The following is a 13,210-nucleotide window of genomic DNA, read 5'->3' on the forward strand; positions in this document are numbered from 1 at the left end:
GTCGTGCGGTGGCGGTCAGCTCGCGAGATCGAGGGAGACGATCGCGAGGTGCGGCTTCGGCCGGGCGACCTCGCGGAACCCCGCCTCCTGGAACGTCGACAGCACGCCGTGGAACAGCTCGTTGGAGGGAATCTTGCGGCCGGCGTCGGGGTCGAGCGGGTAGGCCTCGATCACCCGGGCTCCGCTGCGGCGCGCGTAGTCGATCGCCGCGTCGAGCAGCTGGGCGTTGAGCCCCTGCTGGCGGTGCTCCTTACGCACGACGAAGCAGCTCACCGCCCACACGGAGTCGTCGTCCCACGGCTCGGCTGAGTTCGCCGAGAAGTTCTTCGTGCGCCCGAGGCGCACCTGCCGAGTCCGCGGGCCGACGCGCACCCAGCCGGCGGCCTCGCCGTCGACGTAGGCGATGAGGGCGGGCGGCGGCCCCGCGTCGATCTCGTCGCGCAGCATCCTCTCCCGCTCCGGCTTGGACGTCTTCTGCCACTCGGAGTTCGGGATCATCCACCACTGGCATTGGCAGCCGGGCCCGTCGCCTCCGCCCGTCAGCGCGTGCTGGGCGTCGTCGAAGCGGTCGGCGGTGGCCGGTTCGATCGTGATGTTCGCCATGGCGCGACGCTATCCCGCCCCACCGACACCGGCAAGGACGACGGATGCCACGCCCGGGCGCTCCTCGGTTCGCGACGCCCCCGCGGAGCGGGTAGGATGGGGGAGTTGTCCGCGCGCAGGTGCGGCGCAACGGGATGTGGCGCAGCTTGGTAGCGCACTTGACTGGGGGTCAAGGGGTCGCAGGTTCAAATCCTGTCATCCCGACCGGAAAGTCCCGGGAACCTAAGGGTTCCCGGGACTTCTTAGTTGGTGAAACTTGACCACGTCATCGCAATGCCATCTTTTTGACCGCTTCAGCGCCGTATCTCGACGCAGCCGCTCGAGTGGCTCGACTTCCTTCCGGTTGCTTCCGAACGGTGGGGCGATGTCCTACGCACCTACCGGGTATGGACGCCATCGACACCGCGACCCTCGAACTCTGGGGGCTGGAGAGACTCCTCAGTATCAACGAGGTCGCGGCATACCTTCGCGTCTCGGTTTCGACCATCTACGAATGGCGGATGAAAGGCGATGCGCCGGAGGCCCATCGCTATGGCAAGCACCTGACCTTCGCGGCGTCGGATGTGCGCGCGTGGGTGGATGCGCACCGCGAGTCGGGCGCACGATCGCCTGCCGATCCGCGGTGACACGATGAGCCGCGCGCGTCTCGCCATGGGCACGTTCGGCGAGATCGGATTCCTCGCTGCCGAGCACGGTCGTGTGATCGCCAGGGCGCGGTATCGCGATTGGGATGGCCGGACCAGGCTTGTCCAGGTCACCGCAGAAACCCGCGCGCTCGCCGAGCGTGCACTGAAGATGAAACTGTCGACGAGGAGCCTGTTCCAGCCCTCGACCTCCGTTCTTACGCCCGACAGCTTGTTCTCGCATCTCGTCGATTACTGGCTGGACGACGTGGATCAGGAGGGGCGGCTGTCGACAACTACACGCCAGTTGTACGAGCGCAACATGCGGACTCTCGTCATGCCGGCGCTCGGCAATCTGACGCTCCGCGAGATCGGCGTCGCACGTTGCGATCAGCTCCTCAAGCAGCTGAACAAGCGAAGTTACAGCCGAGCGAAGCATGCACGCGTCGTGCTGCGCCTGGCATTCGGCCTCGCCGTTCGCCACGAAGTCTTGCCGCGAAATCCGATGGACCATGTCGCGCGGCTGCACCGGAGATCGAGTACGCCAGATGCGCTGACCATGGTTGAGGTGACGGCGATCCGCACGGCGATCGCGGTGTGGGAGGGAGGCCGCGCGATCTCAGGGCCGAAGCCGGACGGGCAGCTGGGCGGAATCGTGGAGGTCATGCTGGGAACGTCTGCGCGCATCGGCGAGGTGCTCGCGATTCGACGCCGGGATATCGACATCACGAGTGCGGTTCCCTCGATTCGCATCGCCGGCACGATCGTCAGCAACAAGGGCGAGCCCACACGACGGCAGGACCATCCGAAAACCGCCAAGTCGCGGCGCACTGTAGCGATTCCCACGTTCACGGCCGAGGCTGTCCGTCGGCGGTTGGCCAGTCTCAGTGATCCGTCGCTCGACGCTCTGCTCTTCTGCAGCCGGGAGGGTACTCCGTTGACGACGAACAATGTGCGGCGCCAGCTGCGACGAGTGATGGATATCGCCGGCATCACCGGCGTCACGCCGCACGCATTCCGCCGCACGGTCGCGACCGCGATCAATGAGCAGGCCGGCGTCGAGCTCGCGGCGGAATTGCTGGGCCATACCGATCCGAAGATCACCGTGCAGCACTACATCCGACGAAACGAGATGGTGAATCCGTCCACCGCCGAGATGCTCGACCGCGCGTTCGCTAAAGATCAGCCCACGTGAGAACGATGGTCGGGGTCACTGTCGTGGCGTCGGTGCGCCCCAGCTCGCGATCGGTCCGCCGTTCGGGCCGTGACTGCGCAGAAACGCGCCGTGCACCCGCTCGCAGGCGAGCTGGAGGGTTGTTGACCAACCGATGACCTCGCCCCGAAAGCTGACGCGGTAACGGAGGTCGGTCGCACTCACGCGACGCAGCTCGACGGTGCCATATACGCGGTCGAACGTGTCGGCCAAGCTCCACGTACCCGTCGGACCTTCCTGCGCTGCGAGAAGCGGGTGCCATCGCCGCCCGGCCATTGGGCTTCCTCCCTCCGGCCGGATACAGATGAGCGTAGAACGGGTCGCAGACATCGCCGGCCGACTGTTGGGCGCGGCACGCGCACCTTCCTGCTATGAGCGATCGTGAGCGCGCTGACGCTGTCCTGGAGCACCTGGCTGTGCTCGCGTTCCTGTATTACCCCGGCATCGAGGTGGATGATCCGAGCTACAGCCTTGGGGAGGATATTGACTGGTGCCTCGCGCGGCTCGGTGACGTGTCCGACGCGGAGCGGGAACGCATGCGGGCCCTCTTCGAGCGAGCGATCACGGACCCCACCGCGACCCGCGAAGAGCTGTTCACAGCGCTCGCCGAACTCGACGGCGTGCTCATCGCGGATCACCATGAGTGACGCGCAGCCGGACAATGACGAGTCCGCGGCGCGGCGGGCAGCGCAGCGGAAGGCATGGAACGACGCGCACCCGAACTACTACGCCGAGTACCGTGACCGGAATCGTGAGCAGATCCGGCGCAAGAACCGCCAATACATGAGAGAGCAGGCCAAACGCGAACGCGATGAGAAGGAGCGGCGCCAGAAGGGGATCGATCGCGCGAAGGCGTGGGCGAAGGAGCACCCCGAGGAGCGCCAGCAAGCACGCGAGCGGTACAAGCAGAAGCATCCCGATGCGTACAAGCAGGCTCAGCGCGACTACTACTACCGGAATCGTGAGGCGATCGCCGAGCGCCGCCGCGCTCGGGAGGCCGCGGACCCGGACAAGGCAAATGAGGCGCGCCGCCGCGCAGTCGACCGCGCCAGGGCAGCCGGCCGCGAATCGACCTGGTTACCTACTCCAGATCAGCGGGCGACGTATCGCCAGCGTGAGAACGAAGCGAGGCGTATGGCGCGTCGTCGTGCCCGTGCCGGGCTGCCGGAACGCCAGCTGCACCGTGTGCACGCGCCGGAGCGACGCCACAACGATGCCGCGGCGGACGCGTTCTTCGCGCAGGAGCGCACCGGCGAGGACATCGTGCTGATCCGCGCTCAGGATGAGCCGACTCCGCCGGACCTGGTCCACGCCCTGCAGGAGAGATCGGAGAACCGCCGTGTGGTGCGGGAGATCCTGGCGATCGCCGAGGAGTACTTCGCCGATCATGAGGTCGAGCTGCGGGCGCGGGTCGCCGAGGTCTCTCGGGCGCGTTTCCGAGGCGGGATGCTGCCCCTTGACGTGTACACGGAGCCGCGCCGTCATGCGCTGGAGTTCGCGAGCCGTGGCTACCTGCGGGCGAGCGTCGCTTCCCCTACGTCGTCGTTGACGGTCTTTCGTTGGCTTACCATGGCCCGGCTTTGGGCGTCCCAACGCTTGTGATCCATTCGAGAGGCGACGATGAGATTCCCTTCGACCTCACACGCGACTTCGTGAGTGCGCATGCGAACGTCACTCTTGTCGAGACGGCTGAAGCGCCCCACGGTTGGGAGGCCAACGGCAGCCCCGATACCTTCAGTTCGGCACTTGGGTCGGCGCTTGCGCCTGGCACGGGGATCAACCTCATCCCGGAGCGACCGTAGTTTAGCTGGCGAGCCCGTGCGTCTGTTTACGGATCAGAAGGTTAGGGGTTCGAGTCCTTCGGGCGCGCACTGTGTTGAGACAGTACTGATCGAAAACCCGCGGATTTCCGCGGGTTTTCGTGTTTCTGGAGCGGGTCGCTTCGAACGCGCCATCGCATCCCGCTGACCCAGGGCTACGGACTCGCGTCCTGAAGCTCTGCCGCAAAGGGAGACGGCTCCTGTACCTGCCACCGGAGTGAAGTGTCAGTTCAGCGTCAGGCCGCCGGCGATGAGTGCGGATGCCTCATCAGAGGAGAGATAGCCGCGCTCGAGGACGACGTCGAGCACCGATCGACGCGAACGCATGGCCTCCGTCGCCACTTCGGAGGCTGCGGCGTAGCCGATGACGGGGCTCAGCGCCGTCGCGAGCCCGATGCCCGATGCGGCGAATTCACGGAGATTGTCCTCCTGGGCGTGAATATCGTCCACGCAGTCGAGCGCCAACGACTCGAAGGCGATCGCGAGATGCCGGATTCCGCGCAGAAGGCTGCTCGCGATGACCGGTTCGAAGGCGTTGAGCTGCAGCTGGCCGGCCTCCGCGGCGACGGTCACGGTGAGGTCCAGGCCGATGATCTCGAAGGCCACCTGATTCACGAGCTCTGGAATGACCGGGTTGACCTTCCCCGGCATAATGCTCGATCCCGCTTGCCGCGCGGGCAGTGAGATCTCGGCGAGACCGGCGCGGGGCCCGGACGACAGCAGTCTGAGGTCATTGCAGACCTTCGACATCTTCACCGCGGCTCGCTTGACCGTCGCCGAGAGAAGCACGAACGCGCCGCAGTCCTGGGTCGCTTCGACGAGATCGGCGGCGGTGACCAGCGGCAGTTCCGTGATTCCTTCGAGGTGTCCGCGCACGAGTTCCGCATACTGGGGATGGGTGTTCACGCCCGTGCCGATCGCGGTCGCACCGAGATTGATCTCGTGAAGATGCGCCATGGCCTCTCGGAGGCGGGCCTGGTCCTCTCCGATCATGATCTCATAGGTGCGGAACTCCTGGCCGAGCGTCATGGGGACGGCATCCTGAAGCTGCGTTCTGCCGACCTTCACGATCCCGCGGAACTCCGCCGCCTTCCGTCCGAAGGCCTGCTTCAGGGTCTGCATCGAGACCAGAAGCTGCTGGGACGACTCGAGAAGCGCGAGCTTCACAGCGGTCGGATAGACGTCGTTGGTGGACTGGCCGAGGTTCAGGTGCTCGTTCGGATGGAGCACCTCGTAGGCTCCCCGCGGGTAGCCGAGATGCTCCAGGGCGATGTTCGCGATCACTTCATTCGCGTTCATGTTGGTCGACGTTCCGGCTCCCCCTTGGACGAGGCTCACGGGGAACTGCTCGTCGAAATCGCCGACGATCACGCGATCGCACGCCTGGTCGATGGCGAATGCCTTGTCGGGGTCGAGCAGGCCGAGGTCGCGGTTGGCGCGCGCGGCGGCCTTCTTCACCTGACCGAGCGCGCGAACGAGGGCACGGCTGTCCCCGACTCGATCGCCACCCAGACGGAAGTTGCGCATGGCCCGCGCGGTGTGCACGCCCCAGTACGCTTCTGCGGGCACATCGCACCCGCCGAGGACGTCGTGCTCGCGGCGGGTGGGCGGGGCGGACTCCGTCATGCGGGTTGAGGCGAGACCGCCCATGCCGGGCGCTCGCCGTCAGCCGCTGAGACGCGCGCATCTCCTGATCGCGCGTGCCCTTCGAAGTTCTCGGCGCGCGCCGCTCGACCGAGGAGCAGCCCGAGTTCACGCGCGGCGGAGGCGTCGGTGACCTCCTGATAGGTGACTGTCTTCAGGAACTTGCCGACCCAGAGTCCGCCCGTGTATCGCGCGGCTCGGCGCGTGGGGAGGACATGGTTGGTGCCGATGATCTTGTCGCCGAAAGACACGCAGGTGTGCTGCCCGAGGAAGAGCGCTCCATAGTTCGTGAGCCGATCCAGAGCCTCACGGGGCTGCTCCGTGAAGACTTGGACGTGCTCGCTCGCGTACTCGTCGGAGACTTCGTACGCCTCGTCGAGACTGCTCACGACGATGACCTCGCCGTGCTCATGCCACGCGGGCCCTGCCACCGCGGCGGTGGGGAGGTTGGCGAGCTGTCGTTCGATCTCGGCTATGACCTCTCGGCCGAAAGCCGCCGAGGTGGTGACCAGAACAGCGGGCGAGTCCGGCCCGTGCTCGGCCTGGCTGAGCAGATCGACGGCTGTGAGAAAGGAGTCCGCGTTCGCATCGGCGATGACGAGGACCTCCGTCGGCCCCGCGAACAGATCGATACCGACCTCGCCGTACAGCTGTCTCTTCGCCTCGGCGACGTATGCGTTCCCTGGGCCGACGATGACGTCGACGGGGTCGATGGACTCGGTCCCCAGCGCCATGGCGGCGATCGCCTGAACGCCTCCCAGGAGGTGGATCTCGTCGGCTCCGGCGAGGTGGATGGCGGCGATCGACGCGTCAGGGATCACGCCGTGCGGGGCCGGGGTCGCGGCGACGATCCGCTGTACCCCCGCCACCTTGGCCGTGACGATGGTCATGTGCGCTGACGCGAGCAGGGGGTACCTTCCGCCGGGCACGTAGGCGCCTACCGCGTCGACCGGGATGTTCTTCTGCCCGAGGAAGACCCCGGGCATCACCTCGGCCTCGAAGCCGGTCAGCGAGTCCCGCTGCAGCTCGGCGAATCGGCGCACGTTGTGCTGCGCTGTGCGTATGTCCGCGATCGTCTGTGCCGGCACCCGTGCGATCGCGGACTCGATCTGCTCGGGCGTGAGCCTGGACGTCTCGGGCGCCCACTGGTCGAACATCTCCGAGTACCGACGGACAGCCGCATCTCCGCCGATGCGAACGTCGGCGATGACGTCGGTGACGGTCTGTCGGACGGTGTCGGCGCGGTCGTCGACGACATCGTGTCGCTCTGCGCGCTTCAGGTATTCGCTCATTCCAGCTCCTTGCCCATGCCTTGGATGCCCGTGGTGCGGCATGGGTCTCAGGTTAGGAATGCCCGGTGATATAAGGCAACCGCCAAATGACTTGCTTCAACAATCGGGTTTACTTATGGGGCAGGCTCCAGCAAGCATCCGTTTCGGAGGAAAGATGACCCTTACCCAGTTGCAGGCGTTCCTCACCTCGGCGGAGCTGCGCAGCTTCACCGCCGCGGCGAAGAGGCTGAAGATGAGTCAACCCGCGATCTCCGATCTCATTCGGCGACTCGAGGAGGAGCTCGGCGTCCGGCTGTTCCGCCGCGGCAGCCGGGAGCTCTTCCTGACGAGTGCCGGGGAGGAGTTGCTTCCGCATGCGCAACAAGCAGTGGCTTCGGCAGACGCCGGCATGCGGGCCGTGCGCTCGCAGCTCGAGCTGGGAGGAGGAACGGCGACCTTCGGTCTGCTGCGCAACGCGAACTTCTACCTGGGTGTGGATCTCGCCCTCAAGTTCCATCAGCGCTACCCGAGCGTGCGGGTGCGCCTCGTGGGGCAGAACAGCGCCGAGACCGCGCTGGACGTCGCGCGGGGCAACCTCGAGGCGGGTCTGGTGACCCTGCCGATCGATGACGACGGTCTGGAGATCGTCCCGGTCGGGCGGGACGAAGTCTTGTTCGTCAGTGCACACAGGCCCGACGGCCCGATCGGCATGGCCGAATTCGCCGACCGGTCGCTCGTCCTCTACGACGCGCACTATGCCGAGACGGACCCGGTGCGTCGTCAGCTGACCGACCGTGCGCAGCTCTCGGGCGTCAGCATCTCACCGGTGATCGAGGTGGAGTACCTGTCCAGCGCGCTCGACCTGGTCCGCGCGGGAGTGGGGGATTCGCTCCTCTGCGCTGCGGCGACGCGCTCGGCGGTCATGCCGGCTGGGCTGCACACGGCTCCCTTCGTCGAGCCGATCTTCGACACTCTCGCGTTCGTGAAGCGGCAAGGGATGGTGCTGTCACCGGCCACCCGCGAGATCGCCCGGATGGCGTGGGACGCCCTCGTAGAGCATCAGGCGGGCACCGATGGCACGCTGCAACTCACCGGATCCTCTGACCGCTTGCAGCGTTTCCTGCACTGAAGCGAGCGGCCACCTAACAGTCCGGGCAGCGGAGGGTGCGCCCTTTGGCATAAGGAAAAACTATGTGATCGACAAGTCATCTGGCTGTTGTCGTATGCCTCGCGGGATTCCTAACCTCGGATGACCGTCCATCCACTCCCCGCCTCGCGGACGAGGCCCGACGACAGGATCCTCATGTCTGTACGCCCGGATGTCATCTCCACCACGACCAGCAGGCCGGCTCAACGCAAGATCCTCCTCGCTGCGAGCATCGGCCAGTTCGTCGAGTTCTACGATTTCGCGGTCTACGGGTTCTCCATCGTGATCATCGCCGCGTTCTACTTCCCCTCGGGCGACCCCGTCATCGGTGTGCTCTCGGCTTTCGCGGTCTACGGCGTCGCGTTCGTCGTCCGTCCGCTCGGCGGTCTCTTCTTCGGCAGCCTCGGCGACCGCATCGGGCGCAAGACCATCCTGACGATCAGCCTGCTCACGATCGGTGTGGCCACGACGCTGATCGGCTTCCTGCCGACGTACGAGCAGGTCGGGGTGCTGGCTCCGATACTGCTCGTCGCACTCCGCCTCGTGCAGGGGTTCTCGGCCGGCGGTGAAGCCGTTGGGGCTCCGTCGTTCGTGCTGGAGCACGCCCCGCGGGAGCGCCGCGCGTCGTGGATCAACGTGACGATCGCCACGACGGCGCTCTCGTCGGTGGCTGCCGCGCTGGTGGTCGCGGCCGTGTCAGGAGCGATGTCCGACGCCGCGTTCCAGGAGTGGGGCTGGCGCATCCCGTTCTTCCTCGCTGCGCCGATGTCCATCATCGGCCTGTACATCCGGAGCAAGACGGAGGAGACCCCGGCGTTCAAGGAGCTGGAGGCGATGGCCGCAGACCGGCCCGCCCCGGTGAAGGCGGCGTTCGCTTCGCAGAAGCGTCGCATGCTGCAGGTCTTCCTGATCATGTCGCTGCCGGCACTCGGCTACTACGTGCTGGTCGGGTACTTCGTGACCTACATGCAGAGCGTCATCCACATCGACCGCGGCCAGGCGCTCATCTCGAACTCCGTGGCCCTGCTCGGCTACGCCGTCATGATGTACCTGGGAGGCCGTCTGTCGGATCGGGTCGGTCGCAAGAAGATGATGATCGCCGGAGCGATCGGCATGGTCCTTCTGGCGTGGCCTGCGTTCCTCCTCGTGGGGTCCGGTGAGTTCGGGCTCGCGATCGTGGGCCAGTTGCTGCTGTCCGTGCCCATCTGCGTCTTCGGCGGCGGAAGTTTCACGTTCTACGTGGAATTGTTTCCCACAGCCACCCGATTGACCGGGGCGGCGGTCAGCTACAACCTCTCATACGGACTGTTCGGCGGCACCGGACCCCTCATCGCCACCGCACTGGTAGCGGCGAGCGGGTCCGCCATCAGCCCGGCGTTCTACCTGATCGCAATCGGCGTGGTCGCCGGCATCACGGCGCTGTTCGTTCCGGAAACCCGCGGACGGGACCTGATGAACGCCGTCACGGACGACGCGCGATGAGCATCGTCCGCACAGTCACCGGCGATATGGACCCTGGCGCCGTCGGGCACGTGCAACCGCATGAGCACGTGCTCTCCAACCTCAGTCTTCCGCCCGAGGCTCACGCTACCCCGAGTGAAGTCACGCGTCAGCGTGCGCCGATCACCCTTGGCGACTACTACCGCATTCGGCGCGAGCACACGGCATTCGATCTGGAGATGACGTCGGTCGACGACGCGATCGAAGCACTGCGCGAGTATCGAGCTGCAGGCGGCACGACGATCGTCGATGTCACGTCGAGGGGGATGGGGCGTGACCATCTGGGGCTGAGGCGAGTCGCTGAGGCGACCGGTGTCGCGATAGTGATGGGATCCGGCTACTACTACGCGGATTACCACCCCGCGCATCTCGAGAGGCTGGGCGAGCGTGAGATCGCTGACGAGATCGTCGCGGACATCGTCGAGGGCGTGAGCGGTTCCGGCATCCGCGCCGGTGTGATCGGTGAAATCGGGATGAGTTGGCCGCACACGCCGGCGGAGGAGCGCGTGCTTCGCGCCGCAGCGAACGCTCAGTGCGAGACCGGCGCGGCACTCGTGATTCATCCCGCCCGGCACATCGCGTCGCCGCGAATGGCCGTCGAGGCTGCGATCGCCGCGGGTGCCACACCGGGCAAGATCGTCGTGAGCCACATAGAGCGGACGCTGTTCCGTCTCGACGATATGCGCGCGCTGGCTGAACTCGGATGCACTCTCTCGTTCGACTTGTTCGGACAGGAGATGTCGTATTACTCGCTCGGGGACATCGACATGCCGAACGATGCCGGCCGCATCCGGTTCATCCGTGAACTGATCGCTGCGGGGCACCGCGAGCAGATCCTGATCTCACAGGACGTGTGTCATCGGACCAATCAGCGCAAGTACGGGGGAGAGGGGTATACGCACCTCTTGGAGCACGTCTTGCCGCAGATGCAGCGGCGTGGGCTCTCCGACCAGGACATCGTCGCGCTCACCGTCGACAACCCGGCGCGATTGCTGACGATCGACCCGAACGAGAGGGCTGCAGCATGACATCGACTGCCCCGCACACCGTCTCCGACGCGCTCGCCGCCGTCGCGCTTCGGCGCAGCCGTGCCTTCTTCGGATTGATGGGCAATGGGAACGTCCACTTCCTCAGCGCCATCACCTCCTCAGGGGGTGACTTCATCAGCTCCCGTCATGAGAACGGGGCAGTGGCGATGGCGGATGCCTATTCCCGCGCCGGCGGTGGAATCGCCACCGTCAGCGTCACATACAGCTCAGGATTCGCGAATGCGATCACCGCCCTCGGCGAGGCGAGGAAGGCGAGGTCACCGATGGTCCTGGTCGTCGGCGACGCGCCGCAGACCGGGCGTCGTGGCATCGACATCGACCAACGAGCAGTCGCCGGCAGCCTCGACGTTCCCTTCGTCTCGGTGAATACGTCGACCGCGGAGGCCGCAGCAGAATGGGCCTACGACGCCGCCGAGAGGCACCGAGTCCCCGTCATCGTCGCGATCCCCTATGACCTCGTGGACGCGACTGTCGCCGCTAACGCCGAGCGCCCGGTGGTGAGCGAGCCGGTGCTGATGGTCCGCGAGCGCGAGGAGCACGGCGAACCGACCGACGACGACGTGCAGCGCGTCGTCGAGCTGCTGCGCGGCGCGAAGTGCCCGTTGATCCTGGGTGGTCGAGGCGTCGTGCTCGCCGCGGCGGCCGCCGATCTCCGCACCGCCGGCGACGCGCTCGGAGCGCTCTTTGCCGAGACCCTCATGTCGCGCAACGTCTTCGAGTCGCCGTGGAGCGTCGGAATCGCCGGGGGATTCTCTTCGCTGCCGGCCGCGAACCTGCTGCGGTCGGCTGATGTGGTGCTCGCGGTGGGGGCGAGTCTGAACCTCTACCAGATGCGCTACGGCACCATCTTCGCGGGAGCTGAGCATCTCATCCAGGTCGATGTGCTGGATGAGGCCACCCATCCGGATGTGACCCGATACCTGCGGGCGGACGCTGCGAAGTTCTCCAGCGCGTTCAGCCGAATCGTGCAGGAGGGCGGTCGCGGAGCATCGACCTGGCGCGCAGACGTCGAGGTGCCCGCGGGTGCCGTCTTCACTCGGGACGATGCGTACGATCAGGTCCCCCAGACAGACGGACTGGACCCGAGGGCGGTGATGCAGCGGCTCGAGCGGATACTTCCGCACGACAAGACCGTCGTCCAGGACACCGGCCACTGTATGGGGTGGGCGCCGTCGATGTGGTCCTACCCCGATCCGGGGTCGTTGCTCTCGCCCGGACTCGCCATTCACAGCATCGGTCTCGGCCTTCCCTCCGCGGTTGGAGCCCACCGTGCTCGCCCAGAGCGGCCCGTCGTTCTCGTCAGCGGCGACGGCGGAGCGATGATGGCGCTGCCCGAGTTCGACACGCTCATCCGCACGGCCCAGTCCGCTCTCATCATCGTGCTGAATGACTCTTCGTACTCCATGGAGGTGCATCAGTACGCGGTCAGGGGGCTGGACGACACGGCCATGATGTTCCCGCCGGTCGACTTCGCGGCTCTCGGCCGTGCTTTCGGTGTCGACGGTGTCCGGGTGCAGAGCATGGACGACCTCGGGAGGGTGGAGGACTGGATCGAAGCGGGTGCGCGCGGCGTGATGGTCGTCGATGTCCCGGTCTCATTGAAGTACGTCGGTGACTGGGTGCGAGAGAGCAACGCGTACAACGCCGCCAACCGATAGCCGGGGCCTCATCCGGGGTCAGCCCGACGTAGGGACTCGCGGGAAGCCCGAAGCGGCCTAGCCTGGCGGGGATGCGCTATATGTACACTTGTACTTATGACGAACGTCGACTACTTCGCGGGGGACTCCCGCACGCAGCGTGAACGGATGCTCGCCGGCGACCTGTACATCGCAGACGATCCGGAACTCGAGACGGCCATGCAGCGTGCGGTGGAGCTGGCTGCCGAGTACCAGCGGCAGAGCGTCGCGGGCGATCCCGCGGCGGCGGCGACGCTGCGCGAGCTGCTCGGCCATGTCGGGGACGGCGTCACCGTCAGGCCGCCGTTGTTCGTCGACTACGGCGAGAACATCATCATCGGGCCGGGAACCTTCGTGAACTTCAATCTGACGGCATTGGACGTCGCAGAGATCCGGATCGGCTCGGACTGCCAGATCGGACCGAACGTGCAGCTGCTCACCCCGACCCATCCGGTGGAGCCCGGTCCGCGCCGCGACAAGCTGGAAGCGGCTCGGCCAATCACGATCGGCGACAACGTGTGGCTGGGCGGGGGCGCGATCGTGTGCCCCGGGGTGAGAATCGGCGACAACAGTGTGATCGGCGCGGGCGCGGTGGTGACACGGGACATCCCCGCGAACGTCGTCGCGGTGGGAAATCCGGCGCGCGTGATCCGCGAACTGTGAG

At 66.3% G+C, this 13,210-nt stretch carries 12 protein-coding genes and 1 tRNA gene; 10 read left to right on the forward strand and 3 right to left on the reverse strand.

Features of this window, described 5'->3' with window-relative positions:
* Positions 1 to 15: 15 nt before the first annotated feature.
* Positions 16 to 603, reverse strand: a complete 588-nt coding sequence (locus tag IM770_RS00120; protein WP_203579134.1) for a GNAT family N-acetyltransferase — start codon at positions 601 to 603, stop codon at positions 16 to 18.
* A gap of 130 nt (positions 604 to 733) precedes the next feature.
* Between IM770_RS00120 and IM770_RS00125 the strand changes: the two genes are divergently transcribed.
* The 5 genes from IM770_RS00125 to IM770_RS00145 all read left to right on the forward strand — a co-directional run bounded on the left by IM770_RS00125 (position 734) and on the right by IM770_RS00145 (position 4,041).
* Positions 734 to 807 (forward strand) — tRNA-Pro (locus IM770_RS00125).
* 182 nt (positions 808 to 989) lie between these two features.
* Positions 990 to 1,229 (forward strand): helix-turn-helix transcriptional regulator, encoded by a 240-nt coding sequence (locus IM770_RS00130; protein WP_203579135.1) that lies wholly within the window; start codon positions 990 to 992, stop codon positions 1,227 to 1,229.
* 4 nt (positions 1,230 to 1,233) lie between these two features.
* Positions 1,234 to 2,421 (forward strand): tyrosine-type recombinase/integrase, encoded by a 1,188-nt coding sequence (locus tag IM770_RS00135; protein ID WP_203579136.1) that lies wholly within the window; start codon positions 1,234 to 1,236, stop codon positions 2,419 to 2,421.
* 389 nt (positions 2,422 to 2,810) lie between these two features.
* Positions 2,811 to 3,086 (forward strand): hypothetical protein, encoded by a 276-nt coding sequence (locus IM770_RS00140; RefSeq protein WP_203579137.1) that lies wholly within the window; start codon positions 2,811 to 2,813, stop codon positions 3,084 to 3,086.
* On the forward strand, positions 3,079 to 4,041 hold the full coding sequence (locus IM770_RS00145; protein WP_203579138.1) for a hypothetical protein: 963 nt from the start codon (positions 3,079 to 3,081) through the stop codon (positions 4,039 to 4,041). Before IM770_RS00140 ends, IM770_RS00145 begins: the two co-directional genes overlap by 8 nt.
* Positions 4,042 to 4,484: 443 nt before the next feature.
* Here IM770_RS00145 and IM770_RS00150 read toward each other — a convergent pair whose 3' ends face one another.
* Entirely contained in the window at positions 4,485 to 5,885 is a 1,401-nt protein-coding gene (locus IM770_RS00150; protein WP_203579139.1) for an aspartate ammonia-lyase, read from the reverse strand.
* Positions 5,882 to 7,195, reverse strand: coding sequence for a histidinol dehydrogenase (gene hisD / locus IM770_RS00155; RefSeq protein ID WP_203579140.1), 1,314 nt, complete (start codon positions 7,193 to 7,195; stop codon positions 5,882 to 5,884). The genes IM770_RS00150 and hisD overlap by 4 nt, the downstream gene beginning before the upstream one ends.
* Positions 7,196 to 7,349: 154 nt before the next feature.
* Between hisD and IM770_RS00160 the strand changes: the two genes are divergently transcribed.
* From IM770_RS00160 to IM770_RS00180, 5 genes are all read left to right on the forward strand, one after another.
* Positions 7,350 to 8,303 carry a LysR family transcriptional regulator gene (locus tag IM770_RS00160; RefSeq protein WP_239065587.1) on the forward strand — a complete coding sequence of 318 codons (954 nt, stop codon included), beginning with the start codon at positions 7,350 to 7,352 and terminating at the stop codon, positions 8,301 to 8,303.
* A 174-nt stretch (positions 8,304 to 8,477) separates the two neighbouring features.
* A complete protein-coding gene (locus IM770_RS00165; RefSeq protein WP_203579142.1) occupies positions 8,478 to 9,803 on the forward strand; it encodes an MFS transporter in 1,326 nt (441 codons plus the stop codon).
* Positions 9,800 to 10,849 carry a phosphotriesterase family protein gene (locus IM770_RS00170; protein ID WP_203579143.1) on the forward strand — a complete coding sequence of 350 codons (1,050 nt, stop codon included), beginning with the start codon at positions 9,800 to 9,802 and terminating at the stop codon, positions 10,847 to 10,849. The genes IM770_RS00165 and IM770_RS00170 overlap by 4 nt, the downstream gene beginning before the upstream one ends.
* Complete coding sequence (locus IM770_RS00175) at positions 10,846 to 12,528, forward strand: thiamine pyrophosphate-binding protein (protein ID WP_203579144.1); 1,683 nt, start codon at positions 10,846 to 10,848, stop codon at positions 12,526 to 12,528. Before IM770_RS00170 ends, IM770_RS00175 begins: the two co-directional genes overlap by 4 nt.
* A 147-nt stretch (positions 12,529 to 12,675) precedes the next feature.
* A complete protein-coding gene (locus IM770_RS00180) occupies positions 12,676 to 13,209 on the forward strand; it encodes a sugar O-acetyltransferase (RefSeq protein WP_372430620.1) in 534 nt (177 codons plus the stop codon).
* The last annotated feature ends 1 nt before the right edge of the window (position 13,210 follow it).

Origin of the sequence: Microbacterium hibisci (genome assembly GCF_015278255.1) — a bacterium.
In the GTDB taxonomy this organism is placed as follows: domain Bacteria; phylum Actinomycetota; class Actinomycetes; order Actinomycetales; family Microbacteriaceae; genus Microbacterium; species Microbacterium hibisci.